This is a genomic window from Mycobacterium sp. 050134 (assembly GCF_036409085.1).
Classification (GTDB): domain Bacteria; phylum Actinomycetota; class Actinomycetes; order Mycobacteriales; family Mycobacteriaceae; genus Mycobacterium.
The window spans coordinates 1-25,745 of the sequence record NZ_JAZGLV010000034.1; the positions used below are offsets into that span (position 1 = coordinate 1).

The 25,745-nt window shown below is 68.5% G+C and carries 24 protein-coding genes and 2 pseudogenes; 21 read left to right on the forward strand and 5 right to left on the reverse strand.

What is annotated here, in order from left to right:
• From SKC42_RS25920 to SKC42_RS25950, 7 genes and pseudogenes are all read left to right on the forward strand, one after another.
• Nucleotides 1-336 (forward strand): annotated as a pseudogene (locus SKC42_RS25920) (HNH endonuclease signature motif containing protein); the annotation flags it as partial.
• Nucleotides 330-1,110: pseudogene (locus SKC42_RS25925) on the forward strand (CoA transferase); the annotation flags it as partial. The pseudogenes SKC42_RS25920 and SKC42_RS25925, both read left to right, overlap by 7 nt.
• A 126-nt stretch (nucleotides 1,111-1,236) precedes the next feature.
• Nucleotides 1,237-1,626 (forward strand): hypothetical protein, encoded by a 390-nt coding sequence (locus SKC42_RS25930; protein WP_330967100.1) that lies wholly within the window; start codon nucleotides 1,237-1,239, stop codon nucleotides 1,624-1,626.
• 69 nt (nucleotides 1,627-1,695) lie between these two features.
• On the forward strand, nucleotides 1,696-2,889 hold the full coding sequence (locus SKC42_RS25935) for an enolase C-terminal domain-like protein (protein ID WP_330967101.1): 1,194 nt from the start codon (nucleotides 1,696-1,698) through the stop codon (nucleotides 2,887-2,889).
• A gap of 30 nt (nucleotides 2,890-2,919) precedes the next feature.
• Entirely contained in the window at nucleotides 2,920-4,227 is a 1,308-nt protein-coding gene (locus tag SKC42_RS25940; RefSeq protein WP_330967102.1) for a hydroxyacid-oxoacid transhydrogenase, read from the forward strand.
• A 3-nt stretch (nucleotides 4,228-4,230) separates the two neighbouring features.
• Complete coding sequence (locus SKC42_RS25945) at nucleotides 4,231-4,701, forward strand: acyl-CoA thioesterase (protein WP_330967103.1); 471 nt, start codon at nucleotides 4,231-4,233, stop codon at nucleotides 4,699-4,701.
• 56 nt (nucleotides 4,702-4,757) lie between these two features.
• Nucleotides 4,758-5,198 carry an SRPBCC family protein gene (locus SKC42_RS25950; protein ID WP_330967104.1) on the forward strand — a complete coding sequence of 147 codons (441 nt, stop codon included), beginning with the start codon at nucleotides 4,758-4,760 and terminating at the stop codon, nucleotides 5,196-5,198.
• A 7-nt stretch (nucleotides 5,199-5,205) separates the two neighbouring features.
• On the opposite strand, the gene SKC42_RS25955 is transcribed toward SKC42_RS25950, so the two are convergent.
• Nucleotides 5,206-5,898: a GntR family transcriptional regulator gene (locus SKC42_RS25955; RefSeq protein WP_330967105.1), complete on the reverse strand. Its 693-nt coding sequence runs from the start codon at nucleotides 5,896-5,898 to the stop codon at nucleotides 5,206-5,208.
• Nucleotides 5,899-6,036: 138 nt separating this feature from the next.
• On the opposite strand from SKC42_RS25955, the gene fadD5 reads away from it, so the two are divergent.
• The 14 genes from fadD5 (at nucleotide 6,037) to SKC42_RS26025 (ending at nucleotide 21,477) form a co-directional block, all read left to right on the forward strand.
• A complete protein-coding gene (gene fadD5 / locus SKC42_RS25960) occupies nucleotides 6,037-7,686 on the forward strand; it encodes a fatty-acid--CoA ligase FadD5 (protein ID WP_330967106.1) in 1,650 nt (549 codons plus the stop codon).
• Nucleotides 7,687-7,853: 167 nt separating this feature from the next.
• On the forward strand, nucleotides 7,854-8,669 hold the full coding sequence (locus SKC42_RS25965; RefSeq protein ID WP_442932269.1) for an MlaE family ABC transporter permease: 816 nt from the start codon (nucleotides 7,854-7,856) through the stop codon (nucleotides 8,667-8,669).
• A 1-nt stretch (nucleotide 8,670) separates the two neighbouring features.
• A complete protein-coding gene (locus tag SKC42_RS25970; protein WP_330967107.1) occupies nucleotides 8,671-9,540 on the forward strand; it encodes an MlaE family ABC transporter permease in 870 nt (289 codons plus the stop codon).
• 4 nt (nucleotides 9,541-9,544) lie between these two features.
• On the forward strand, nucleotides 9,545-10,867 hold the full coding sequence (locus SKC42_RS25975) for an MCE family protein (RefSeq protein ID WP_330967108.1): 1,323 nt from the start codon (nucleotides 9,545-9,547) through the stop codon (nucleotides 10,865-10,867).
• Nucleotides 10,864-11,904, forward strand: coding sequence for a virulence factor Mce family protein (locus SKC42_RS25980; protein WP_330967109.1), 1,041 nt, complete (start codon nucleotides 10,864-10,866; stop codon nucleotides 11,902-11,904). The genes SKC42_RS25975 and SKC42_RS25980 overlap by 4 nt, the downstream gene beginning before the upstream one ends.
• Nucleotides 11,901-13,493 (forward strand): virulence factor Mce family protein, encoded by a 1,593-nt coding sequence (locus tag SKC42_RS25985; RefSeq protein ID WP_330967110.1) that lies wholly within the window; start codon nucleotides 11,901-11,903, stop codon nucleotides 13,491-13,493. Before SKC42_RS25980 ends, SKC42_RS25985 begins: the two co-directional genes overlap by 4 nt.
• Complete coding sequence (locus SKC42_RS25990) at nucleotides 13,490-15,061, forward strand: virulence factor Mce family protein (RefSeq protein WP_330967111.1); 1,572 nt, start codon at nucleotides 13,490-13,492, stop codon at nucleotides 15,059-15,061. Before SKC42_RS25985 ends, SKC42_RS25990 begins: the two co-directional genes overlap by 4 nt.
• A gap of 158 nt (nucleotides 15,062-15,219) precedes the next feature.
• Nucleotides 15,220-16,392 (forward strand): virulence factor Mce family protein, encoded by a 1,173-nt coding sequence (locus SKC42_RS25995; protein ID WP_330967141.1) that lies wholly within the window; start codon nucleotides 15,220-15,222, stop codon nucleotides 16,390-16,392.
• Nucleotides 16,386-17,960: a virulence factor Mce family protein gene (locus SKC42_RS26000; RefSeq protein ID WP_330967112.1), complete on the forward strand. Its 1,575-nt coding sequence runs from the start codon at nucleotides 16,386-16,388 to the stop codon at nucleotides 17,958-17,960. The genes SKC42_RS25995 and SKC42_RS26000 overlap by 7 nt, the downstream gene beginning before the upstream one ends.
• Nucleotides 17,930-18,676, forward strand: coding sequence for an Mce protein (locus SKC42_RS26005; RefSeq protein WP_330967113.1), 747 nt, complete (start codon nucleotides 17,930-17,932; stop codon nucleotides 18,674-18,676). Before SKC42_RS26000 ends, SKC42_RS26005 begins: the two co-directional genes overlap by 31 nt.
• A complete protein-coding gene (locus SKC42_RS26010; protein WP_330967114.1) occupies nucleotides 18,673-19,638 on the forward strand; it encodes an RDD family protein in 966 nt (321 codons plus the stop codon). Before SKC42_RS26005 ends, SKC42_RS26010 begins: the two co-directional genes overlap by 4 nt.
• Entirely contained in the window at nucleotides 19,635-20,189 is a 555-nt protein-coding gene (locus SKC42_RS26015; protein ID WP_330967115.1) for a mammalian cell entry protein, read from the forward strand. The genes SKC42_RS26010 and SKC42_RS26015 overlap by 4 nt, the downstream gene beginning before the upstream one ends.
• The gene (locus SKC42_RS26020; RefSeq protein ID WP_330967116.1) at nucleotides 20,156-20,800 is read left to right on the forward strand and encodes an Mce protein; all 645 of its coding nucleotides are present in this window, start codon (nucleotides 20,156-20,158) and stop codon (nucleotides 20,798-20,800) included. The genes SKC42_RS26015 and SKC42_RS26020 overlap by 34 nt, the downstream gene beginning before the upstream one ends.
• Nucleotides 20,800-21,477, forward strand: a complete 678-nt coding sequence (locus SKC42_RS26025; protein ID WP_330967117.1) for a YoaK family protein — start codon at nucleotides 20,800-20,802, stop codon at nucleotides 21,475-21,477. Before SKC42_RS26020 ends, SKC42_RS26025 begins: the two co-directional genes overlap by 1 nt.
• Here the strand turns inward: SKC42_RS26025 and SKC42_RS26030 are convergent.
• The 4 genes from SKC42_RS26030 to SKC42_RS26045 form a co-directional block, all read right to left on the reverse strand.
• On the reverse strand, nucleotides 21,470-22,579 hold the full coding sequence (locus SKC42_RS26030; protein WP_330967142.1) for a phosphodiester glycosidase family protein: 1,110 nt from the start codon (nucleotides 22,577-22,579) through the stop codon (nucleotides 21,470-21,472). The two genes, SKC42_RS26025 and SKC42_RS26030, sit on opposite strands and share 8 nt — an antisense overlap.
• A 79-nt stretch (nucleotides 22,580-22,658) precedes the next feature.
• Nucleotides 22,659-24,041, reverse strand: a complete 1,383-nt coding sequence (locus SKC42_RS26035; RefSeq protein WP_330967118.1) for a YhgE/Pip domain-containing protein — start codon at nucleotides 24,039-24,041, stop codon at nucleotides 22,659-22,661.
• 26 nt (nucleotides 24,042-24,067) lie between these two features.
• The gene (locus SKC42_RS26040) at nucleotides 24,068-24,799 is read right to left on the reverse strand and encodes a pirin family protein (RefSeq protein ID WP_330967119.1); all 732 of its coding nucleotides are present in this window, start codon (nucleotides 24,797-24,799) and stop codon (nucleotides 24,068-24,070) included.
• A 26-nt stretch (nucleotides 24,800-24,825) separates the two neighbouring features.
• Nucleotides 24,826-25,692 (reverse strand): MarR family transcriptional regulator, encoded by an 867-nt coding sequence (locus SKC42_RS26045; RefSeq protein ID WP_330967120.1) that lies wholly within the window; start codon nucleotides 25,690-25,692, stop codon nucleotides 24,826-24,828.
• Nucleotides 25,693-25,745 lie beyond the last annotated feature (53 nt).

The following is a 25,745-nucleotide window of genomic DNA, read 5'->3' on the forward strand; positions in this document are numbered from 1 at the left end:
CATTTGCTGAAGACGTTCTGGGGCTGGCGCGACGAGCAGCTCGCCGATGGCACGGTGATCTGGTGGCTGCCTGACGGGCGCACCTATGTCACGACACCGGGCAGCGCGCTGCTGTTCCCCAGTCTGTGTGCGCCCACCGGCATTCCGCGCCGACGCTCGGTGGGCGCCGACCAGCGCTGCGGGGAGCGCGCCGCGATGATGCCCCTGCGCCAGCGCACCCGGGCCCAAAACCGCGCACACCACGTCGCCACCGAACGCCACCGCAACCGTCGGGCCCGCCTTGGCCAACCAGCCGGGCCCGGCCCACTCATCGACGAGGACCCACCACCCTTCTGAGCGGGTGGCTGATTACTGTCCCTTCCATGGCCGAACCGCCCTCCGGCGACCCCGCGCGCATGTTCGGCCGCATGCTCGGGTGCGACCTCGGCGTCAACCCGCCCTTCGAGATGGACAACCGCTCGAAGCGGAGCATCGTCCTCGACCTCACCGAGGAGGCGGGCCGGGACACCGCATTCGAATTGCTCTCGGCGGCCGACGTATTCGTGACGAACTTGCGTCCCGGTGCCTTGCAGCGCCTCGGGCTCGACCACGAGTCGGTGTCGGCCCGCCTGCTCACCCGGCCCACGCCGCGGGCATGAGCCTGGCCGCCGCGGTCTGCGCCGCGCTGGTCGCCCGCCAGCGCACGGGCACCGGCCAGCCCATCGCCATCGGGCAACGCGAATCGATGGGCAACCCGTGCATGAACAACTACACGGCCGGCGACGGTCGGCGGTTCTGGATCGTCGGGCTGGAGGGTGAGCGGCACTGGCCCGCACTGTGCCGCGCCGTGGGCCGCACCGAGTGGCCGCTCGACGGATGGGCCGACGTGTTCGCGGGGGAGCCCGACTTCTTCTAGTCGCAGATCAACACGGTCGAGGACGTCATCGCCGACGAGCAGTTCCGCGCGGCGGGTGGCGTGGTGGACGTTCCCATGGCGTGGCCGCCGTGCCGATGCTGGCGACACCGGCCGATTTCCACGGCACGCCGTGGGCGCCGCGTTCCGTGGCACCGCAACTCGGGCAGCGCACCGACGAAATCCTCACCGAGCTCCAGGCCCGGAGGCGGCCCTGACCCGCCGGCCGCAGCTTTACAAAGTACCGTCGAAGTGTCACTCTGTCGGGTAGTCCCGACAAGTCCGAGACAAGCCCCCAGGCGCGCCGACCGCACCGTTGGCGTTCGGCGGTGAGGAATGGATCGATGGTCGCTCCAACGTTCGACGTCCGCGAGACCGATCGGGCCTCGACGGCGCGGGTGATCCGTGCCGACGGCGAGTGTCTGCGTTATCGACTCGAGGTCGTGGCGTTCAGCGCCGCCGACGCGCGCGTTCGTCGGCAAGTCCTCTCCTCCCTCGACGGCCAGGCGACCGAGGTGGCCCTGTGGGGTCACGCGGGTCAGGGCTGGCCGCTGGGGGTCCACCGCGCGACGGCAAACGCACAGCACCTGCTCAGCGCGGCGGCGCGCACGTTCAAGAGCTGCGCCCTGGTGGCCGCGGAAATCCCCTGCGACGCAGTCGATCCCACCGAGGCGCTGCTCTGCGACATGACCACCCACTCGCCGGCCGGGGTGAAGTTGATCCGGCTCGACTGAGAGCCGGCGGCGGGTGCGGGACCTTCGCCTCTACTCCGGGCGCGCGCACCGCCGGAAGAATTCGGTGCCATGAAGATCACCGGCGTCCAGGTCGTCCCATTCGAGACATTCGTCGATCGAATCTCGTTCGGCCAGCTGATGACCGATTACCGCGTGGTCCAGACCGTGACCAAGATCCTCACCGACGAGGGCGCCGAGGGCTACTACCTCGGCGGGCACTTCCACGGCGACCAGGACGGCCTGCTGCCGGGAGATCAGGCGCTGATCACCCACTTTCTGGGACCGTTGCTCGCCGGCCAGGACCCGCTGGACCGGGCCGAGATCTGGCGGCAACTGTGGGCAGCCAAGCTCCCCGAAAATGTCTGCAGCGTCATCGATTTGGCTTTGTGGGATCTGGCGGGTCGCGTGGCCGGCCTGCCCGTGCACAAGCTGCTCGGAGGCGCCCGCGACAAGGTCAAGGCCTACGCCAGCAGCTTCAACAATCTCGGCTCGCCGGACCAATACGCCGCGCACGCGGCCGAATGCAAGCAGCGCGGTTATCGCGCTTACAAGATCCACCCCTATCACTATTGGAATCCCGCGACGGGCCAACCCGCGCTGCCCCGGCCGTCGTACGTGGACTGGGACATCCAGGCCTGCCGGGAGGTGCGCGCCGCCGTCGGTGACGACATGGTGCTGATGTTCGACCCCTGGGGCACGTACCACACCTACGCCGACGCGCTGCGGGTCGGCCGGGAACTGGAAAAGCTTGGGTTCTACTGGTACGAGCACCCGATGCCCGAATACCGCGCGGAGTCCTACGTCAAGCTTGCCCGCGAGCTCGACATCCCCATCTGCTCACCGGAGATCGCGGAGGGCGGCATCTACACCCGGGCGGACTGGATCTTGCGCGACGCCTCCGACATCAGCCGCATCGACGTGCTGCGCGGCGGCATCACCGGGGTGATGAAGCTGGCCGCGATGTGCGAGGCGGTCGGCATGCGCTGCGAGCTCCACATGAGCGGCTTCGGCAACCTGCAGGTGCTCGGCGCGACCAGCGAGGACGTGTGCGAATACTACGAGCGCGGGCTGCTCGGCCCCGGGGCGCGCTACGACAGCGCGCCCCCCTATCTCGAGGCGCCCTGTGATCCGCTGGGCGCGGACGGATTCGTCGAGATACCGTCGGCACCCGGGCTCGGCTACCAGATCCGTTGGGACTACATCGAACAGCACCGCCTCCCCGACACCACCGTCGAACCGGTGGCGCCCATGCACCCCCGGTAGCCCGCGCGCGGTCTGACAGGATGGCGGGTGATGTCCTGCTGCGATGTCCCGATTCCCGCCGAGGGCTGCGACGGCGCCTTCACCGTCGACGCGTCGCGGGTGACGTTCGGGCGCGGTTGCCTGGCGGAGGTGGGCGACCGGGCCCGTGCCCTCGGGCTGCGGCGGGTGGCGCTGTTCAGCGACGCCGACGTCGCCGCGCTGCCCGTCTTTGCGGCGACGCACGACTCGCTGATCGCGGCCGGCCTGGACGTCGTCACCTACACCGACGTCCACGTCGAGCCCACCGACGCGTCGTTTCTGGACGCAGCGCGTTTCGCGCAGGAGGCGAAGCCCGACGGCTACGTATCACTGGGCGGCGGCTCCGTCATCGACACGTGCAAGGCCGCCAACCTGTACGGCACGCATGCGGCCGACCTGCTGGCCTATGTCAACGCGCCGATCGGCGAGGGCAGGCCCGTGCCCGGCCCGCTCAGGCCGCACATCGCCTGCCCCACCACGGCGGGCACCGGCAGCGAGGTCACCGGGATCGCGATCTTCGACCTGTTGGCGCTGAAGGCCAAGACCGGCATCGCGTCACACGCGCTGCGCCCGACGGAGGCGCTCGTCGACCCCAACTGCACCGCGAGCCTGCCGTCCGAGGTTGTCGCCTCGGCGGGCCTCGACGTCCTGTCGCACGCGCTCGAGTCCTACACCGCGCGTCCGTATACCCGGCGCCGCGCCCCCGAACGGCCGAGCCTGCGACCGATGAGCCAGGGCGCCAACCCGTGGAGTGACATGGGCTGCCGCGAGGCGTTGCGCACCCTAGGGCAGTTCTTCGAGCGCGCGGTGCGCGACGCCTCGGACCGCGAGGCCCGGGAACAGATGATGTGGGCCGCCACGCTCGCGGGCATCGCGTTCGGCAACGCCGGCGTGCACGCGCCACACGGCATGGCCTACGCGGTGGCGGGCCTGGTGCGTGACTTCCGCCCCTCGGGCTACCCCGCCGACGAGCCGCTCGTGCCGCATGGAATGGCCGTGATCGTCAACGCGCCGGCGGCCTTCCGGTACACGGCAGAGGTGAGTCCGGAACGGCACTTGGAGGGCGCCCGGCTGCTTGGCGCCGACACCCGGGACGCCGGCGCCCCGGATGCGGGCGAGGTCCTGGCGGGTGAACTCATCCGGATCATGCGGGCGGTGGGGATGCCCAATGGGCTGAGCGGGGTCGGCTACACCGACGACGACGTGGCGGCCCTGACCGAGGGCGCCCACCCCCAGCAGCGCCTGCTGCAGAACGCTCCGCGCGAGATGAGCAAACCGGTCCTGGCGGACCTGTTCCGGCAAGCCATGCGGTACTGGTAGGTCATGAGCTCGACCCCTTCGGTTCCCCCCGCGCCGGACGGGCTGACCGGCGACGACTTCCCGGTGCGCCGGCCGGTCGGAACCAGGTGGGCCGACAACGACATGTTCGGCCACCTCAACAACGCCGTGTACTACCAGCTGTTCGACACCGCGATCAACGGCTGGATCAACACGACCACCGGCCTGGACCCGCTCACGACGCCCGCGCTCGGCGTCGTCGCCGAGTCGGGCTGCCGCTACTTCTCCGAGGTGCACTTCCCGGAGGACCTCGCCGTCGGCATCGCGGTGACCCGCCTGGGCCGCAGCAGCGTCACCTACCGGCTGGCGCTGTTCCGGGCGCGGAACCCGGCGGAACCGATCCCCGCCCTCGGGCACTGGGTGCACGTCTACGTAGACCGAACCAGCCGCAAGCCGATCCGGATCCCCGACGTCGTTCGGGATTTGCTGTCGACGGCGCGCGTCGACGGGGCGTGAGATCGCCCCCACCGCCGACTCTTTCGTCGCGTCGGCGCCCCGTTATGCTTCGGGCCATGCCAGTTTTGAGCAAGACCGTCGAGGTGGGCGCCGACGCGGCGATGATCCTCGGGATCGTCGCCGACTTCGAGGCCTACCCGCAGTGGAACGAAGAGATCCAAGGCCTTTGGGTGCTCGCCCGCTATGACGACGGCCGCCCCAGCCAGCTGCGGCTCGACGCCGACTACCAAGGCATGCAGGCCACGTTCATCCAGGCCGTGTACTACCCGGGGGAGAACCAGATCCAGACCGTCCTGCAGCAGGGCGACCTGTTCAGCAAGCAGGAGCAGCTGTTCAGCGTGGTGGAGACCGGCGCGTCGAGCCTGCTGACCGTCGACATGGACGTCGAGACGACGATGCCGATCCCCGCCCCGATGGTGAAGTCGCTGGCGGGCAACGTGCTGGACCACCTCGCCGAGAACCTCAAGCGGCGCGCCGAGCAGCTGTCCGCCCGGTAAAACTCAGCTAGTCGAAAATCCCGAGCCGGTCCCGCATCTCGGTCAGGCGGTGGGCCGCATCGGTGAACTGCTCGACGGTGTGCTCGATGACGGCGACGGCGTCGCGCCGGCGCAGCGCCGCGATCAGTCGGCGGTGGTTATCGATCGCGGCCGCACCCCAGTGCGGGTCGCCGGCGTAGACCAGCACCGGCATGTAGCGCGCCGCATTGAGAAGGAACCAGGCCAGCTTGATCCGGCCGCTGGCCTGGTTGAAGACTCGGTGGAAGGCGAACTCGATGCCGGCGATCGTTTCGGCGTCGGCGGAGCCGACGGCCGCCTCGAGCGCCGCGTTGATGCGCTCGAGCTCGTTGATCTGGGCGTCCGTGATGTGGTCGGTGGCCGCCGCCGCCAGCTCCCGCGCGATCGTCGCCTGTAGCCAGAAGATGTCCTCGATGTCCTGGCGGGTCAGCGGCAGCACGACGTGGCCGCGGTGCGGCTCGAGCTGCACCATGCCCTCGCCGCGCAGTTTCAGCAGCGCCTCCCGCACCGGCGTGATGCTGACGCCCAGCTCGGCGGCGGTTTCGTCGAGCCGGATGTACGTCCCCGCGCGCAGCCGGCCGGACATGATCGCCGCCCGCAAACGGCCCGCCACCTCGTCGGACAACTGCGACCGGCGCAGCGGGCGCCGGCTCCTCGGCTGAGTGGATATCGGTGGATTCACGTCGGCTGCCTCGGCTTTTCGGGGGCTTGTCAGGTCTTGTCAGGGCGCCGACAAAGCCATAGTGTGACCCACACAACACCAAGTTTTATCAAATATCAACCTGGCGCAATCGGTGCCTGAGTGAAGGGGAGTGTTCGGTTGACCGCGCAATTGGCCGGCCATCTGGCACGGGGGTCACGGGAGAGCGACCAGTTGTATCGCGCCCGGCGGCAGAACTGGGTCACTCAGCTGGAACGCCACGCGCTGATGCAACCGGGCGCCACGGCGCTGCGGTTCCTCGGGAACACCGTGACGTGGGCCGGGCTGCGGGGCCGCGTCGAGGCGCTGGCGGCCGCCCTGAGTCGGCGGGGAATCGGGTTCGGCGACCGGGTGATGATCCTGATGCTGAACCGGACCGAGTTCGTGGAGTCGGTACTCGCGATCAACGCGCTGGGCGGGATCGCGGTGCCGCTGAACTTCCGGCTGACCCCCGCCGAGATCGCCTTCCTGGTCGAGGACTGCGAAGCGCGGGCGATGATCACCGAACCCGTGCTCGCCGCCGTCGCGACGGGGGTCCGTGAGATCCAGCCGTCGGTGGACACCATCATCGTCGCGGGCCGCTCGACCGACGACACGGTGCTCGGTTACGAAGATCTGGTCGACGAGCCCGGTGAGGCGCACCAGCCGGTCGACATCCCCAACGACTCGCCGGCGCTGATCATGTACACCTCGGGCACCACCGGGCGGCCCAAGGGCGCCGTGCTGACCCACGCCAACCTGGCCGGGCAGACCATGACCGGGCTCTACACCAACGGCGCGGACATCAACAACGACGTCGGCTTCATCGGCGTCCCGTTCTTCCACATCGCCGGGATCGGAAACATGCTGACCCCGATGATGCTCGGCACCCCGACGGTGATCTATCCGCTCGGGGCGTTCGACCCCGGCCAGCTGCTCGACGTGCTTGCGGCGGAGAAGGTCACGGGGATCTTCCTGGTCCCCGCGCAATGGCAGGCGGTGTGTGCCGAGCAGCGGGCGCGCCCCCGCGGCCTGAGTTTGCGGGTGATGTCGTGGGGCGCTGCGCCGGCGCCGGACGCGTTGCTGCGCGAAATGTCGGCGACCTTCCCCGGGACGCAGATCCTCGCCGCATTCGGCCAGACGGAGATGTCGCCCGTCACGTGCATGCTGCTCGGCGAGGACGCGATCCGTAAGCGCGGCTCGGTCGGCAAGGTCATCCCCACGGTCGCGGCCCGCGTGGTCGACGAGAACATGAACGACGTGCCGGTCGGCGAGGTCGGCGAAATCGTCTACCGGGCGCCCACCTTGATGAGTGGCTACTGGAACAACCCGGAGGCGACCGCGGAGGCGTTCGCGGGCGGCTGGTTCCACTCCGGGGACCTCGTCCGGATGGACGACGAGGGCTACGTCTGGGTGGTGGACCGGAAGAAGGACATGATCATCTCCGGCGGGGAGAACATCTACTGCGCCGAAGTGGAGAACATCCTCGCCAGCCATCCCAGCATCGTCGAGGTGGCCGTCATCGGCCGCAGCCACGAAAAGTGGGGCGAGGTACCTATCGCGGTCGCGGCGGTCACCGACGAGGAGTTGCGGCTCGACCACCTCGCCGATTTTCTGGCCGAGCGGTTAGCCCGCTACAAGCACCCCAAGGCGCTGGAGATCGTCGACGCGCTACCCCGCAACCCCTCCGGAAAGGTGCTCAAGACTGAGCTGCGCGTCCGTTACGGTAGCGCAAAGTTTCTCGAGATACGTTCCGATGCAATGGGTTCGACGACAGCCGAGGAGGGCTGACAGTACCTGTAACGTTTGCCTGCTGTTGACGAAGGGTTAATTGTGGAGATGCGGTTCACACGTGCGAAACCATCGGGTACATTCCTGTGGTCGCCGTTACTACCTGCGAGTAGGGAGCCGATGATCACACCTGTGAGGTCGGGGCGAGCAGGCGCGAGGGGGGTGCGGTGACGTCCACGTCTACGGGTCGGCAGGGCCCCCAGTTGGTGGGCTATGTGCGCGACCAACTGCAGACGCCGCTGACCCTCATCGGTGGGTTTTTCCGGATGTGCGTGCTGACCGGACGGGCGCTGTTCCGCTGGCCTTTCCAATGGCGCGAGTTCATCCTTCAGTGTTGGTTCATCATGCGGGTCGCGTTCCTGCCGACCATCATGGTGTCGATCCCGCTGACCGTGCTGCTGATCTTCACCCTCAACGTCCTGCTGGCCCAGTTCGGCGCCGCCGACCTCTCGGGCGCGGGCGCGGCGATCGGCGCGGTCACCCAGCTCGGGCCGCTGACCACGGTGCTGGTGGTGGCCGGCGCCGGCTCGACGGCGATCTGCGCGGACCTCGGTGCCCGCACCATCCGCGAGGAGATCGACGCCATGGAGGTCCTCGGCATCGACCCGATCCACCGCCTGGTGGTCCCCCGGGTGATCGCCGCGACCCTGGTCGCCACGCTGCTCAACGGCTTGGTGATCACCGTCGGCCTGGTGGGCGGCTACCTGTTCGGGGTGTACCTGCAGAACGTCTCGGGCGGTGCGTATCTCGCCACCCTGACCACCATCACCGGCCTGCCCGAGGTGGTCATCGCCACCCTGAAGGCGGCAATCTTCGGCCTCATCGCCGGGCTGGTCGGCTGTTTCCGCGGGCTGACGGTGCGCGGCGGCTCGAAGGGCCTGGGCACCGCCGTGAACGAGACCGTCGTCCTGTGCGTCGTCGCCCTGTACGCGGTCAACGTCGTGCTCACCACCATCGGCGTGCGGTTCGGGACGGGGCGCTGACATGTCGACCGCTGCGGTGTTGCGCGCCCGGTTCCCCCGGGCGGTGGAGAACGTCAACCGCTACGGCGGAGCCGTGGTCCGCGCGGTCGACGACATCGGTCAGATGGCGTGGTTCGGCGCCGTCGCCGTCGGGCACATGCCGCACGCGCTGCGCCACTACCGCAAGGAGACGCTGCGCCTGATCGCCCAGATCGGCATGGGCACCGGTGCGATGGCCGTGATCGGCGGCACCGTCGCGATCGTCGGCTTCGTCACGCTGTCCGGTAGCTCCCTGGTCGCCATCCAGGGTTTCGCCTCGCTGGGCAACATCGGCGTCGAGGCCTTCACCGGGTTCTTCGCCGCCCTGATCAACGTGCGCATCGCCGCGCCCGTCGTCACCGGGATCGCGATGGCCGCCACCGTGGGCGCCGGCGCGACCGCCGAGCTGGGCGCCATGCGAATCAGCGAGGAGATCGACGCCCTGGAAGTCATGGGCATCAAGTCGATTTCGTTTTTGGCGACCACGCGCATCATGGCCGGCCTCGTCGTGATCATTCCGCTCTACGCGCTGGCCATGATCATGTCGTTCCTGTCGCCGCAGATCACCACGACCGTGCTCTACGGGCAGTCCAACGGCACCTACGAGCACTACTTCCGGACGTTCCTGCGGCCCGACGACGTCTTCTGGTCGTTCCTCGAGGCCATCATCATCACCGCGGTCGTGATGATCACCCACTGCTTCTACGGCTACAACGCCGGTGGCGGGCCCGTCGGCGTCGGCGAGGCCGTCGGCCGCTCCATGCGGTTCTCGCTGGTGTCGGTGCAGGTTGTCGTTCTGGCCGCAGCGTTGGCGCTCTACGGCGTCAACCCGAACTTCGCGCTAACGGTGTAGTGCCATGGCGGACCCGATCAAGGCCAACTCGCAGCGGACGCCCCCGTACAAACTGGCCGGCGTCGCGCTGCTCGTGATCGGCGCGATCGTCCTTGTCCTGGTCTACGGGCAATTCCGCGGCGACTTCACCCCGAAGACCAAACTGACGATGGTGGCATCGCGCGCCGGGCTCGTCATGGACCCGGGCTCGAAAGTCACCTACAACGGGGTGGAGATCGGCCGGGTCGCCAACATCGGCGAGACCGTGCGCGACGGGAAGCCGGCGGCGAAATTCACGCTGGACGTCTTCCCCCGGTACCTCTCGCTGATCCCGGCGAACGTGACCGCCGACATCAAGGCCACCACGGTGTTCGGCGGCAAGTACGTCTCCCTGACGACGCCCAGGGACGCCCAGGGGAACACCATCGCGAAGGGGCACCTGAACCCGCAGACGACGATCGTCGCGAGCACGGTGACGACGGAGATCAACACGCTGTTCCAGACGATCACCTCGATCGCCGAAAAGGTCGATCCGGTGAAGCTCAACCTGACACTGAGCGCGGCCGCCCAGTCGCTGACCGGGCTGGGTGACAGGTTCGGGCAGTCGGTGGTGAACGCCAACGCCATCCTCGACGACGTCAACCCGCAGATGCCGCAGGCCCGCCGGGACATCCAGCAGTTGGCGGCGCTCGGCGACACCTACGCCGACGCCGCTCCGGACCTGCTCGACTTCCTCAACAACGCGGTGGTGACCGCCCGCACCATCAACCGCCAGCAGAAGGACCTGGATCAGGCCCTGCTGTCGGCGGCCGGCTTCGGCAACACCGGCGCCGACATCTTCGAGCGCGGCGGCCCCTACCTAGCGCGCGGCGCCAAAGACCTGGTCCCGTCGGCGCAGCTGCTGGACACCTACAGCCCGGCCATCTTCTGCACGATCCGCAATTACCACGACATCGAGCCCAAGGCCGCCTCGTTCCTCGGCGGCAACGGCTACTCGCTGGCCACCGAGACCGAGGCACTGTCCGGCCTGGGGCTCATCGCGAACCCGCTGTCGCTCGCCGCGGTGGGACTCCTCACGATGGGGCTCGGCGGCATTGCCGGGGTGGTCGGCGGGGCACCGAACCCCTACACCTATCCGGAGAACCTGCCGCGGGTCAACGCTCGCGGCGGGCCGGGCGGTGCGCCGGGCTGCTGGCAGCAGATCACCCACGACCTGTGGCCCGCGCCGGAATTGGTCATGGACACCGGCAACAGCATCGCGCCGTACAACCACCTGGACACGGGGTCGCCCTACGCGACCGAGTACGTCTGGGGCCGCCAGGTAGGGGATAACACGATCAACCCATGAAAATCACCGGTACCCTCGTCCGACTCGGCATCTTCTCCCTGGTGCTGCTGCTGTTCACCGTGATGATCATCGTGGTGTTCGGGCAGATGCGTTTCGACCGTACGTACAAGTACACGGCGGAATTCACCAATGCCAGCGGGCTGCGGGCGGGCCAGTTCGTCCGGGCCTCGGGCGTGGAGATCGGCAAGGTCGCCTCGGTGGACCTGGTCGACGGCGGCAAGCGCGCCAAGGTGGAGTTCAACGTGGACCGGGGGGTGCCGCTGTACCAGTCGACCACCGCCCAGATCCGGTACCTAGATCTGATCGGCAACCGCTACCTGGAGCTCAAGCGCGGTGACGGCGAGGGCGCGGACCGCGTGCTCTCGCCCGGTGGGTTCATCCCCGTGGCGCGGACCTCCCCGGCGCTCGACCTCGACGCGCTGATCGGCGGGTTCAAGCCGCTGTTCCGGGCGCTGGACCCGCAGAAGGTGAACACCATCGCGACGGCGCTGGTCACGGTGTTCCAGGGGCAGGGTGGGACCATCAACGACATCCTCGATCAGACCGCACAGCTCACCTCCCAACTCGGCGAGCGTGACCAGGCGATCGGCCAGGTGGTCAAGAACCTGAACATCGTGCTGGACACCACGGTGCGACACCGGCAGCAGTTCGACCAGACGGTGAACAACCTCGAGGGTCTGATCACCGGGCTCAAGGACCACAAGGACCAGCTGGCCGGCGGGACGGCGCACATCAGCAATGCCGCGGGCACCGTGGCCGACCTGCTGGCCGAGGACCGGGGGCTGCTACACAAGACCATCGACTACCTAGACGCGGTCCAGCAGCCCCTCATCGACCAACAGGATCAACTGCAGGACTACCTGAAGAAGGTGCCCACGGCCCTGAACATGATCGGCCGTGCCATCGGGTCCTACGGCGACTTCGTCAACTTCTATTCCTGCGACATCACTCTCAAGCTGAACGGCCTGCAGCCCGGCGGTCCCATCCGCACGGTCCGGCTCTTCCAGCAGCCGACGGGTAGGTGCACGCCGCAATGAGAACGCTTGAACCGCCCAACCGGATGCGCATCGGCGTGATGGGCATCCTGGTCACGCTGCTCGTGGTCGGCGTGGGCCAGAGCATCACGAGCGTTCCGATGCTCACCGCCAAGCCCGAGTACTACGGACAGTTCACCGACACCGGCGGCATCAGCACCGGCGACAAGGTGCGCATCGCCGGCGTGGACGTGGGCAAGGTCGAGAGCCTGAAGATCGACGGCGACCACATCGTGGTCAAGTTCAACATCGGCACGGCCACCATCGGCACCGAGAGCCGGCTGGCCATCAAGACCGACACCATCCTGGGCAAAAAGATCCTCGAGATCGAGGCCCGGGGCAACCAGGCGCTGCGGCCAGGCAGCGCCCTGCCGTTGGGCCAGAGCACCACGCCCTACCAGATCTACGACGCGTTCTTCGACGCCACCAAGGCCGCCTCCGGGTGGGACATCGACACGGTGAAGCAGTCGCTGCACGTGCTCTCGGAGACGATCGACCAGACCTACCCGCACCTGAGCGCCGCGCTCGACGGGGTCGCGAAATTCTCCGACACCATCGGCAAGCGCGACGAGGAGATCAAACACCTGCTGGCCCAGGCTAACCAGGTGGCGAGCGTCCTCGGCGACCGCAGCGATCAGGTCGATCGCCTCCTGGTCAACGCGAAGACGCTGCTGGCTGCGTTCAATGAGCGCGGGCGCGCGATCGACGCCCTGCTGGCCAACGTCGCCGCGTTCTCCCAGCAGGTGAAGGGCTTCATCAACGACAACCCGAACCTCAACCACGTGCTCGAGCAGCTGCGGACGGTCAGCGACATCCTGGTGCAGCGCAAGGACGACCTGGCCGCGGGCTTCACCGAGGTGGGCAAGTTCCTCCCGTCGCTGAACGAGGCCATCGCGTCGGGACCGTTCTTCAAGGTCGTGCTGCACAACCTGGCGCCGTACCAGATCATCCAGCCGTTCGTCGACGCCGCCTTCAAGAAGCGCGGCATCGACCCCGAGAACTTCTGGCGCAGCGCCGGCCTGCCGGAGTTCCGCTGGCCCGACCCGAACGGCACCCGGTTCCCGAACGGCGCGCCGCCGCCCGCACCGCCGGTGCTGGAAGGCACGCCGGAGCACCCCGGGCCCGCGGTTCCGCCGGGATCGCCCTGCTCTTACACGCCGGCCAACCCCGGCGGCAACGTCACCGTCGGCGACGAGGGCCTGCCCCGGCCGTGGAACCCGCTGCCGTGCGCCGGTGCGAACATCGGTCCGTTCGGCGGCCCGGGCTTCCCCGCGCCCGTCGACGTCGCGACGTCGCCGCCGAACCCGGACGGCCTGCCGCCGACGCCGGGCATCCCGATCGCCGGGCGGCCGGGCGACCCGCCCCCGAACGCGCCGGGCACCCCGGTGCCGCTGCCGACGCAGGCGCCGCCGGGATCGCGCACCGAGAACCTGGCGCCGGCCGGCCCGACGCCGCCGCCGTCGACTTTCGCCCCGGCCCTGCCGCCGGGCCCGCCGGCTCCGCCCGGACCGGGAGAGCAATTGCCGGCACCGTTCATCAATCCGGGCGGTACCGGGGGCAGCGGCGCAGCGGGAGGGGGTAGCCAGAATTGAGCACCATCTTTGACATCCGCAACATGCGGCTACCGAAGTTGACCCGGGCGACGATCATCGTCGGCACGGTGGCGGTGGTGCTCGTGCTGGCGGTCGGGTACGCGGGCTGGCAGCTCTATCAGAAGCTGACGAACAACACGGTGGTCGCCTATTTCCCGGCGGCGAACGCGCTGTACCCGGGCGACAAGGTCCAGATCATGGGTCTGCGGGTGGGCGCGATCGACAAGATCGAGCCGGCCGGCGACAAGATGAAGGTCACCTTCCACTACGAGAACAAGTACAAGGTGCCGGCTAACGCGTCGGCGGTGATCCTCAACCCGACGCTGGTGGCGTCGCGCGCGATCCAATTGGAGCCCGCCTACAAGGGCGGCCCGGTGCTGGGCGACAACGCGGTGATCCCCGAGGACCGCACCCAGGTCCCGGTGGAGTGGGACCAGCTGCGCAACAGCATCACCAACATCATTTCCAAGCTCGGCCCGACGCCCGAGCAGCCGAAGGGCCCATTCGGTGAGGTCATCGAGTCCTTCGCCGACGGACTGGCCGGCAAGGGCAAGCAGATCAACACCACGCTCAGCAGCCTCTCGCAGGCGGTGACCGCGCTGAACGAGGGCCGCGGCGACTTCTTCGCGGTGCTCAAGAGCCTGGCACTGTTCGTCAACGCCCTGCACCAGGACGACCAGCAGTTCGTCGCGCTCAACCAGAATCTGGCCGACGTCACCACCCGCCTGGCGCGCAACGACGGTGAGCTGGCCAACGCGGTGCAGCAGTTCGACAGCCTGCTGTCCACCGTGCGCCCGTTCCTGGACAAGAACCGCCAGGTGTTGACGCAGGACGTGAACAACCTGGCGACCGCCACCAACTCGCTGCTTCAGCCGGACTCGCTGAACGGGCTGGAGACCGCGCTGCATATCCTCCCGACGGCCGCCTCCAACATCAACCAGATCTACCACCCGTCGCACGGCGCGGTGGTCGCCATCCCGGCGATCACCAACTTCGCCAACCCCATGCAGTTCATCTGCAGCGCGATCCAGGCCGGCAGCCGCGCCGGCTACCAGGAGTCCGCGGAGCTGTGCGCGCAGTACCTCGGGCCGATCCTCGATTCGATTAAGTTCAACTACCCGCCCTTCGGCCTGAACCTGTTCAGCACCGCCGAGACCCTGCCCAAGGAAATCGCGTACTCCGAGCCGCGGCTGCAACCGCCGAACGGATACAAGGACACGACCGTCCCGGGCATCTGGGTGCCGGACACCCCGACTTCGCACCGCAACACCCAGCCCGGCTGGATCGTCGCCCCCGGCATGCAGGGCCAGCAGGTGGGGCCGATCACGGCGGGGCTGATGACGCCCGACTCGCTGGCCGAGCTGATGGGCGGCCCCGACATCGCGCCCGTCCAGTCGACGCTGCAGACACCGCCGGGACCGCCCAATGCCTACGACGAGAACCCCTCGCCGCTCATCGGGCTGAACCCGCCGCAGGTGCCGATCCCGCCGCCACCGCCGGGCCCCGGTGTGGTTCCGGGCCCGGTCGCGCCGACGCCCTCTCCGCTTGACGCAGGGCTCGGGTCGTGAGGCGCGCGACGAGCGCGGAACGCGCGAGGAGCAAGCCGAACCGTCGGGCACTGAGGCGCGCGACGAGCGCGGAACGCGCGAGGAGCAAGCCGAACCGTCGGGCACTGAGGCGCGCGACGAGCGCGGAACGCGCGAGGAGCAAGCCGAACCGTCGGGCACTGAGGCGCGCGAGGAGCGTCGCCGGGCTGATCCGGCACCGGGCGTGGCAAGCGCTGGTGCTGGGGGTGGCCGCGGTGGCGCTGAGTTCGTGTGGCTGGAAGGGCATCTCGAACGTGCCGATCCCCGGCGGTCCGGGCAGCGGCTCGGGCGCCATGACGATCTATGTGCAGGTGCCGGACACCCTGGCCATCAACGGCAACAGCAAGGTGATGGTCGCCGACGTCTTCGTCGGGTCCATCAAGTCGATTCAGCTGAAGAACTGGATCGCCACGCTGACACTGGGCATCGACAAGAACGTCAAGCTGCCGAAGAACGCCACGGCCAAGATCGGCCAGACCTCGCTGCTGGGTTCGCAGCACGTGGAGCTGGCCGCCCCGCCGAACCCGGCGCAGCAGCTCCTCAAGGACGGCGACACCATCCCGCTGAAGAACTCCTCGGCGTTCCCGACCACCGAGCAGACGCTCGCGAGCCTGTCGCTGATCCTGCGCGGCGGCGGCATCCCCAACCTGGAGGTGCTGCAGAACGAGGTCTTCAACATCTTCAACGGGCGGGGTAACCAGATCCGCTCGTTCCTGGGCAAGCTGGACACCTTCACCGACCAGCTCAACCAGCAGCGTGACGACATCACCCACGCCATCGACTCCACCAACCGGCTGCTGGCCTACGTGGGTGGCCGGGCGGACGTGCTCGACCGGGTGCTCACCGACCTCCCGCCGCTGATCAAGCACTTCGCCGATACCAAGAACCTGCTGATCAACGCGGTCGACTCGCTGGGGCGGCTCAGCCAGGCCGCCGACCAGTACCTGTCGGAGGCGCGCGGACCGCTGCACACCGATCTCCAGGCGCTGCAGTGCCCGCTCAGGGAGCTCGGCAAGGCCTCGCCGTATCTGATCGGCGCGCTGAAGTTGATCCTCACCCAGCCGTTCGACATCGACACGGTGCCGAAGCTGTTCCGCGGTGACTACATCAACCTCTCGCTGACGCTCGACGTCACCTACAGCGCGGTCGACAACGCGTTCCTCACCGGCACCGGGCTGTCGGGTGCGCTCCGGGCGCTGGAGCAGTCGTATGGCCGCGACCCCGAGACGATGATCCCCGACGTCCGCTACACGCCGAACCCCAATGACGCGCCGGGCGGACCGCTGGTGGAAAGGGCGGATAGGAATTGCTGACACCGTTCATCAGACGCCAGCTGATCATCTTCGGGATCATGACCGTGATCTCGATCCTGGTGCTGGGTGTGTACTACCTGCAGATCCCCAGCCTGGTGGGTATCGGCCGGTACACGCTGAACGCTGAGCTGCCGGCGTCCGGAGGCCTGTACCCCACGGCCAACGTGACCTACCGCGGCATCACCATCGGCAAGGTCACCGACGTCGAGCCCACCGAGACCGGTGCCCACGCGAAGATGAGCCTCGACAGCCGCTACAAGATCCCGGTCGACGCCACGGCCAACGTGCACTCGGTCTCGGCCGTCGGTGAGCAGTACCTCGACCTGGAGTCGACCGGCGGCAATCCCCACCAGTTCTTCTCCGACGGGCAGACCATCACCTGCGGGCCCGGCCCGAAGTGCAAGAACACGGTGCCCAGCGAGATCGGACCGGCCCTGGACACCGCCAACCGCGGGCTCGCCGCCCTGCCGAAGGACAAGATCAGCTCGTTGCTCGACGAGACGGCCCAGTCGGTCGGCGGATTGGGCCCCGCCCTGCAGCGCCTGGTCGACGGGACGCAGGCGATCGTCGGTGACTTCAAGACCAACATCTCCGACACCAACGACCTCATCCAGCACTCCGGACCGATCCTGGACAGCCAAGTCAATTCGGGCAGCGCCATCGAGCGTTGGGCCCGCAACCTGAACAGGTTGTCGGCCCAGGCCGCCCAGAACGACCAGCACGTGCGGAGCATCCTGTCCCAGGCCGCGCCGACGGCCGATCAGGTCAACGAGGTGTTCAACGACGTCCGGGACTCGCTGCCCCAGACCCTGGCCAACCTCGAGGTGGTGTTCGACCTGCTCAAGCGCTACCACGCGGGTGTGGAGCAGGTGCTGGTGTTCTTGCCGCAGGGCGCGTCGATCGCCCAGACGGTGGCCGCCCCGTTCCCGAACCAGGCGGCCCTGGACCTCGCGCTGTCCATCAACCAACCGCCGCCGTGCCTCACCGGGTTCATCCCGGCGCCGGAGTGGCGGTCGCCGGCCGACACGAGCATGCAGCCGCTGCCGTCGGGGACGTATTGCAAGATCCCGATGGACACCCCGGCCAACAGCGTGCGCGGGTCGCGCAACATCCCTTGCACCGACGTCCCGGGCAAGCGGGCGGCCACGCCACGCGAGTGCCGCGACCCTAAGCCGTACGTGCCGGCGGGTACCAACCCCTGGTATGGCGATCCGAACCAGATCCTCACGTGCCCGGCACCCGCGGCCCGCTGTGACCAGCCGGTCAAGCCGGGATTGGTGATCCCGGCGCCGTCGGTGGACAACGGCCTGAACCCGGCCCCGTCGGACCGCGTCTCGGGAACGCCGCCACCGGTCAGCGACCCGTTGTCGCGGCCCGGATCGGGTACGGTGCAGTGCAACGGCCAGCAGCCCAACCCGTGTGTTTACACTCCGGGCGGGCCCCCAGTCGCGATGTACAGCCCGCAGAGCGGTCAGCTGGTGGGGCCCGACGGGGTCAAGTACTCCGTCGAAAACTCGACCAAAACAGGAGACGACGGATGGAAGGAGATGCTGGCGCCAGCCGGCTGAACCCCTCACCCATGCCGACGAATCGTCGTCTGCGTAGGCGCAACCGCACCTTCAGGTCAACGGATCTTCAGGAGTCGGACGTCGTCCACGACGAGACCGACGAGACGGCCACCGCCCCCGCGGTAGAGGAGCCGACCGAGGCCGAAGCCGAGCCCGCGGGTGCGGCCGAAACCGGGGCCGAGCCGGAGGCCCAGACCGAGGCCGAGGTCGCGCGTCGGCCGTCGCGCCTGGGCCGCGGCTGGCAGGCCGGCATCGCCGCCGCGCTCGTGCTGTGTGCGGCGGCGATCGGGACGGGCGGCTACTTCGCGCTGCGGTTCCATCAAGAGGCGCAGACCATAGCCCGCAACGACGCCGCCGCGCTCAAGGCGGCGGTCGATTGCGTTTCGGCGACCCAGGCGCCCGACACCAACGCGATGGCCGCCAGCGAGAAGAAGATCATCGACTGCGGCACGGACGCTTTCCACTCCCAAGCCCTGCTCTACACCAGCATGATCGTTCAGGCCTACCAGGCCGCCAACGTCCACGTTCAGGTGTCCGACGTGCGGGCGGCCGTCGAGCGCAACAACGGCGACGGATCGATCGATGTGCTCGTCGCGCTTCGCGTCAAGGTGGACAGCAACGACCAGCAGAAAGAGACCGGATATCGCCTGCGGGTGACAATGGCGCTGGCGGATGGCGAGTACAAGATCGCCAAGCTCGACCAGGTGACGAAGTGACCGTGGTGGTCGAGGAGCCTCAGGCCACCACCGTTCGTGAGTTATCACCAGAAGCGTTGGCTCCGTGGCGCATTCGTGCGGGTGCGATCAGTGTGGACGCGCTGCCCGGCGCGGCGGTGGTCGTCACGATGGCGCTCGTCGCGTTGAGCCTGCCGCAGCATCCGGTGTGGTGGTGGGTGTGTGTCGCCTTCGGCGGGCTGGCGATTCTGCTGATGCTGCTCAACAGGCTGCTGCTGCCGACGGTCACCGGGTGGAGCCTGGGGCGCGCCCTGTTCGGCATCGCGGTGACCCGGCGTGACGGATCGGCCCCCACGCCGTGGGCGCTGCTGCTCCGGGACCTGGCCCACCTGCTCGACACCGCGTCGGTGGTGGGATGGCTTTGGCCACTGTGGGATTCGCGTGGCCGCACCTTCGCCGACATGCTGTTGCGCACCGAGGTGCGGCGCGCCGACGGCCCGCGGCCCAACGTGCGGCCCTGGGTGCTGGGCGTCCTCGCGACGGCGACGGCGTTGTGCATCGGCGGCGCCGCCGTGGGTGGCGTGGTGGTGTACGCGCACGACCGGGCCGCCCAACAGACCAAGACCGAGATCGCCGTCCAGGGGCCGAAGATCGTCGCCCAAATGTTGACCTACGATCCGAAATCGTTGGCCGACGACTTCGCCCGCGCCCGGTCGCTGGCCACCGATAAGTACCGCGGCCAGCTGGCGGCACAGCAGGACATCGTGCGGAAGGCCAACCCGGTCATCAACGAGTACTGGCCCGTCAACAGCGCTGTCCTGGACGCGGCCCCGGAGCGGGCGACGATGCTGCTGTTCCTGCAGGGCCGGCGGGGCGCCGCGCCCGACGAGCGGTACATCACCGCCACCGTCCGGGTGGTGTTCGCCAAAGGCGGGGACGACCGCTGGCGCGTCGACGATCTTGCGGTGCTGACCAAACCAAAGCCCTCCGGGAGCGGCAAGTGAGTCCGCGGCGCAGAGTCCAGCCGGGGGAGGAGCCGCTGTTCGTCGAGCAGCCGCTGCCGGCGCGGCGGTCGTGGCTGCTGCCGGTGACCGGCACGGTGACAGCGGTGTTGATGGCCGCCGCGATCGCGGTGTCGGCGTTGGTGCTGATCTCCTACCAGTCCTCCGAACGCGCCGAGTCGAGGGACCGCGAGGTGCTCAGCTACGTCACCGGGTTCATGACGCAGTTCACCTCCATTGACCCGTTTCACGCCAACGACTATGTGACCCGCGTGCAGGCCCAGGCGACCGGCGAGTTCGCCAAGCGGTACCGCGACAAGGCGAACGAGATCCTGCTGCAGATCGCTCGTGCCGAACCGGCCACCGGGACGGTGCTCGGCGCCGGGGTGGAGCGATGGAACGACGACGGGAGCGTCAACGTCATCGTCGCGACCGCGGTCAGCACCAAATCGCCCGACGAGAAGCAGGTCATCGAAAACACGAACCGTTGGACGGCTACCGCTACGCAGGAAGGGAAGCAGTGGAAGATCAGCAACCTGCAGCAGGTGATCTGACCGACGACGCGCCCGCCGCGGCTACCGACGAGGGGACCACCGTCGACGAAACGCCCGAGGCGCCCGCCAAGCGTGGTCGAGTCCGGACCAAACGCCTCGCGGGCAAGTGGCTCCCCATCGCCGTGGCGCTGGCCGCCGTGCTCTTCGTCGGCTCCGCGGCGTTCGCCGGGGCGACCGTGCAGCCGTACCTCACCGACCGCGCCGCCGCCGCGACCAAGATGAACGTCGCGCGCACGGCGGCCAACGCGATCACCACGCTGTGGACCTACACGCCGGAGAACATGGACGGCCTGGCCGACCGCGCGGCGGCCTACCTCAGCGGCGACTTCGAAGCCCAGTACCGCAAGTTCATCGACGCGATCGTCGCGCCCAACAAGCAGGCCAAGATCACCAACAGCACCGAAGTCACCGGCGCGGCGGTCGAATCGATCGACGACTCCAACGCCGTCGTCATCGTGTACACGAACACGTCATCGACCAGCCCGCTGACCAAGAACATCCCGTCGCTGAAGTACCTGTCGTACCGGCTGTTCATGAAGCGCTCGGGCAGCCGCTGGCTGGTCACCAGGATGACCACCATCACCTCGCTGGACCTGACCCCCCACGTCTAGTGGCCGTCACTTCCCCCGTATCCGAGCGCTCCACGGTCGTCGCCCTGCTGCTGCTGACCTTTGCCACCGGCCTCGCCGACGCGATCAGCATCTTGGTGCTCGGGCACGTCTTCGTCGCCAACATGACGGGAAACGTGATCTTCCTTGGCTTTTGGCTCGCGCCGCGAACCAGCATCGACCTCACCGCGGTCGTCGTGGCGCTGCCGACCTTCGTCTGCACCACGATCGTCAGCGGCCGAGTGTCACGCTTCTTCGGTGAGCGCGCGCGACCGTGGATCACCACGGTGCTGGCGACGGAGATCGTGCTGCTGATCGGGCTGTCGGTGCTGGCCGGCGCGGGTGTGCTGCATTACCACGACAATTCGAAGCTCATCATGATCGGGCTGCTCGCGGTCACCTTCGGGCTGCAGCATTCCAGCGCACGCCAGTTCGGGATCCAGGAGCTGTCCACCACCGTGCTGACGTCGACCATTGTCAGCCTCGGCCTGGACAGCAGGCTGGGCGGCGGCACCGGCGCGCGGGAAGGGCTGCGCCTGAGCGTCGTCGCAACGATGTGCGCCGGCGCGCTGGTGGGCGCGACGATGTCGCGGTTCGTCGTCGCCCCGGTGTTCGCCCTCACGGCCGCCGTGGTCGCGACCAGCCTGATGATCTTCCGGTGGGGGCCGAAACCTAGTTGAACGCCAACCAACTGGGCAGCGCCCGCTCATGGGAGTCGCAGAGGACCTGGCGGGTGTCGCACGACCCCCGGGGGGAGCCGGCGCCCGCCCACATGCCACCGGTGTCGCGGCGCAGCACGATGGCCGAGGAGCCGCCCCCGTCCAGCAGGATGGCGGTGTCGCTGCCGAGGCCGCGGAAGAGATCCTGCATGTTGTCGGGCGTGTAGTTTCCGCCCTCGAAGATGTACATCTCGTCCTTCTGTTTGGCGTAGGCCAGGGCCGTTCGCGCCGCGCTGGGTCCGCCGTCGTGCAGTTGCCCGGTGTTGCCCGGCGCCAACAGGCCGATGCCCGACACCGCGACGAATCGCTCGTTCTTGTTGAGCAGATCCTGGACCACCGGGGTGGCGGCGTCGTAGTCCTGTTTCGTCCGCGGCCACACCACGTACGGCGCGCCGCCCGACGGCAGGATCATCGTCGTCAGCGCGCTCCAGCTCTCCCCGCCTCCGGAGAGCCCCTGCTTCCCTGGGTAGGCGACGGTGCCGGTCACGGCCTGGTTGGCGCGGCCCTGGCCGCGGGTGTTGTCGACGAAGGCGCCCAGCGGCGAGCTGCACCCGGTCTGGCGCCACGAGCCGCCCTTCTGCCCGCGCACGTCGAAGAAGTTCGCGTTGATCGCGATGGTCGGCTGGCCCATGCGCTGCCACGCCTGAAGCGGCGCGTACACCTCCGAGGCCTGCCACAGCCCCTCGCTGGTGCGAGCCGCCGGATTGTTCTCACAGCGCGCCTGGTCGCCCTGATGGGTGTCGACGAGCAGGTGCGGCGCCAGCCGGCCCGCGGCGTTCTTGATGATCATCAGGTGGCCGCCGTTGTCCATCTCGTACCAGCCGCCGCCGGCGTTGAGCATCGGCGCCGGATGGCCCGGGCCGAAGTTGTAGACCAGGTAGGACCCCCTGGTGGAGTTGATGGCGCTGGCGAGCAGGTCTCGCCCGTCGGCGGCGCGGGCGATGGGCTGCCCGAGGGTCGCCGTCAGGACGGCGCAGGTGACGAGGGCAGCGCAGCAGGCAGCCAGCCGGCGCAAGCTTGCGCTTGAGGTCTGCACGGTAGCCCTTTCGGCCCTGATGTGGATGCAATGACAACAGCATTAGTCACACCAGTCACACTGTCAACATAGATAACGACCGGGTCAAGCTCAGGCGACGCTCGAATTACGTTTGCTCGCTTACGCTTTCGGCTTCCGGCTGATCGGCCTCGGTGCGCTTACCCTGGCGCGCTTGGTAGGCCGCCTGGTGCTCGACGGCGATCGCCATCGCGACCGCCCCGGGGATCCGGTGGAAGCCCTTGCGGTCGTACAGGTGCGTGATGATGCCCCCGAAGAGCAGGCCGATCACGAGGCCGATCGTGGTCAGCGTCAGCGCCTGGGACAGGCCGGTGCCCGCGCGGCCGTCGAGGTAGACGAGCGACCGCACGCCGAGGAACACCTGGTGCATCGGCTCGAACTCGGCCAGCCAGCGGAACAACCGCGGCGTCGCCTCCAGGGGAACCGTGGCGCCCGCCGACGGCAGGCCCAGGATCACGAAGATCAGCATGCTGACCAGCAGGCCCATCGAGCCCAGCGCCGACAGCACGGAGCTGGACGTGACCCCGACCGCGGCGATCGCGAAGACGCCGAAGGCCCACAGCCGCCAGCCGTGGTCGATCGGCATGCCGAGCCCGTGCGCGATCGCCAGGTATGCGCCCGAGGTGAGCAGTGCCAGCAGCACCATCATCGCCCACTTGACCAGCAGCGTCTGGAACCGTGAGATCCTGACCTGTTCGGCGAAGCGGTAGACGGGGCCGAATTCGGCTGGCACATAGCCGAGTAGCGCATCGACGAGCGTGCTCACCACCACGCTGCCGGTGAAGCCGGCGAGCAGCAGCAGGAGGGCGTAATAGAACGCCGACAGCCCGTTGCCGGTGCCGTTGGGCAGCGGTTTGTAGACGGTGGACTTGACGTCAATGGGATTGGCGATGCCCAGCTGCGAGGCCCCGGTCAGGGGTGCCCCACCGGCTTGGGCCGCGACATCGGCCGTAAGTCGTTGGCCCACGCGGTTGTTGACCACGGCCATCGCCTGAGTCAGCGTCTGGCCGGCGATGCTCGCGCCCAGCGTGCCGGCCCGCGGGTTGGTGGCGATCGTGATCGCGGGCCGCTCCACGTGCATGGGTGCCACGGCGCTCTCGCCGAACTCGCGCAGCCGCGACGAAAACGTCGGCGGTATCACGGCTTCGCCGTACACCTGGACCCTGTCCATCAGCTGCTGCGCCTCGTCGTGGGAGACGACGCGGACGTCAAACTTGTTCTTGTCCAATCCGGCAACGACGCCGTCGACGATCTGGGCCCCCGTCGGCCCGGCGTCCTCGTTGACCACGGCGATGGGGAAGTGGCGCAGGTTCGTCATCGGGTTGACGATGCCGCCGAGGTAGAGCGCGCACAGCGCCGACATCAGGGCCAGCGTGATGAGCAGCGGCGCCGCCCAGAAGCGCACAGTCCGAATCGCCTTGACATCGCGCTTCGGGTTCGGCGCCGCGTGCCGCGGCTGCGATTGGGACATGCGGGCTCCTGTCTGTCGTGCACACTCTATGTGCTGAGCCCGACCGTGGCGTGCATCTCCCACACCAGCAGCTCGGCCGGTTCGACGGCCGTCAGCAGGCGGCCGTCGGCGTCGGTGAACCGGACCGCGTCGCCCTCGCGCAGCTCGCCGACCCCTTCGAGGGTGACGTGGCCGCGGGCGGCGAACGCATGGACGTAAGGCGCCCGCGGCAGGGACACCGCGGCGCCGGGCCGCAACCGCGTGGCGTGCAGCGCGGCGTGGCGATTGTGCAGTCCGATGGCCGCGTCATGGCCCGGCATGCCGGACGCGACGGGAACCAGCTGACCGTCCAGGGTGTCGCCGCCGATCTCACGCTGTTCGTAGTCCGGCGCGATGCCGGTCACCTCCGGGACAACCCACATCTGCACGAAATGGACCGCCTGGGTGGCCGATTCGTTGCGCTCCGAGTGCAGGATCCCGCTGCCGGCCGACATGCGTTGCGCCAGGCCGGGATAGATCACCCCGTGGTTGCCGGCGGAGTCGGAGTGGGTGAGCTCGCCCCGTAGCACCCAGGTGACGATCTCCATGTCACGGTGGGCGTGCGTGTCGAATCCGGTTAGCGGCTCGACGATGTCGTCGTTGTTCACCAGGAGCAAGCCGAAGTGGGTGTTGTGCGGGTCGTAGTGATCGCCGAAGGAGAACGAGTGCAGCGACCGCAGCCAGGGCGTCGTGGTGGCGGCCCGGTCGGCGGCACGCCGGATCTCCGCGTTGGCAGCCATCCCGCCAGCCTAGTCAGCCCGCCCCGTCAGGCCGGCCCGGCGCCGAGCAGTGCCTGAGCGCGGCGAAGCGCGTCGTCAAGCGCCGGCAGGGTAAGGCCCGTCGGGTGGCCGAGGTGGATCTCGACCTGATACTCCGGCTGACCGTCCTGGCCGAAAATAGGTAGGACCACGAATTCGGTTGACGACAGCTCGGATTCGAGCGAATCGGTGACCGACTGCAGTGTCACCATCGTCATCAGTGTGGTGAGCTGGCGGGTCACCTGGGCGGTCGGCTCGAGAGACGCCAGCACGCCGGCGAGCCGGTTGTGCAGCGACTGATGGGTGTCGTCGAACCGCCACGCCCCGTAGCCGCGGGCCCGGATGTCCGCGAGCACGCGCTGGTGCTCCGCGATTTCGGCGCGGCTCAACCGGGGCAGCACCCGGTGCAACCAGGCCCGCACGAATTCCTCGTCCCGCCAGGCCATCGCGACGAGGCCGAACGGCGGATCGATCGGGAAGCGCTGACCCACCGCGTGCCCGCCGTCGGTGCCGTGGCCGACCGCATCGACGGTGCTCAGGTGCCGTCCGCCGATCTTGGACATCGAGCAGCCCGCGCCCAGCGTGTCATGCAGGAGCCGCAGTGCCTCGCGTCCGCGGTCGAGCAACGGGAACTGCGTCCGCAGCCCGTGCACCAGGCCGAATAGCCCGCTGCCCAGCACGTAGCGACGGTCCTCGCGCCGGGTCACCCACGCCCGCCGTTCCAGTTCCGCGAGCACCAGGGCGCACGTCGAGGTGCTGATCCGGCAGCTCTTCGCCAGCTCGGCCGACGTCTTCGCGTGCGGCGAATCCGCCAGGGCGGTGAGCACGTCCATCACCCGGGTGGTGGGCGGCGATTTCACGGTTGACGTGGGCATGACCCGCTCCTTACCATCCGCCCAAATAATAACGATATGAATCCTAATTTTAG

Coding starts and splice junctions, on each gene's coding strand:
- SKC42_RS25935 (WP_330967101.1), top strand. CDS start 1,696: ATGAAGATCACCGGCGTCCAGGTCGTCCCATTCGAGACATTCGTCGAT.
- SKC42_RS26040 (WP_330967119.1), bottom strand. CDS start 24,799: ATGGCTGCCAACGCGGAGATCCGGCGTGCCGCCGACCGGGCCGCCACC.
- SKC42_RS26035 (WP_330967118.1), bottom strand. CDS start 24,041: ATGTCCCAATCGCAGCCGCGGCACGCGGCGCCGAACCCGAAGCGCGAT.
- SKC42_RS26005 (WP_330967113.1), top strand. CDS start 17,930: ATGGAAGGAGATGCTGGCGCCAGCCGGCTGAACCCCTCACCCATGCCG.
- SKC42_RS26045 (WP_330967120.1), bottom strand. CDS start 25,692: ATGCCCACGTCAACCGTGAAATCGCCGCCCACCACCCGGGTGATGGAC.
- SKC42_RS25970 (WP_330967107.1), top strand. CDS start 8,671: ATGTCGACCGCTGCGGTGTTGCGCGCCCGGTTCCCCCGGGCGGTGGAG.
- SKC42_RS25945 (WP_330967103.1), top strand. CDS start 4,231: ATGAGCTCGACCCCTTCGGTTCCCCCCGCGCCGGACGGGCTGACCGGC.
- SKC42_RS25975 (WP_330967108.1), top strand. CDS start 9,545: ATGGCGGACCCGATCAAGGCCAACTCGCAGCGGACGCCCCCGTACAAA.
- SKC42_RS25940 (WP_330967102.1), top strand. CDS start 2,920: ATGTCCTGCTGCGATGTCCCGATTCCCGCCGAGGGCTGCGACGGCGCC.
- SKC42_RS25980 (WP_330967109.1), top strand. CDS start 10,864: ATGAAAATCACCGGTACCCTCGTCCGACTCGGCATCTTCTCCCTGGTG.
- SKC42_RS25985 (WP_330967110.1), top strand. CDS start 11,901: ATGAGAACGCTTGAACCGCCCAACCGGATGCGCATCGGCGTGATGGGC.
- SKC42_RS25930 (WP_330967100.1), top strand. CDS start 1,237: ATGGTCGCTCCAACGTTCGACGTCCGCGAGACCGATCGGGCCTCGACG.
- SKC42_RS25950 (WP_330967104.1), top strand. CDS start 4,758: ATGCCAGTTTTGAGCAAGACCGTCGAGGTGGGCGCCGACGCGGCGATG.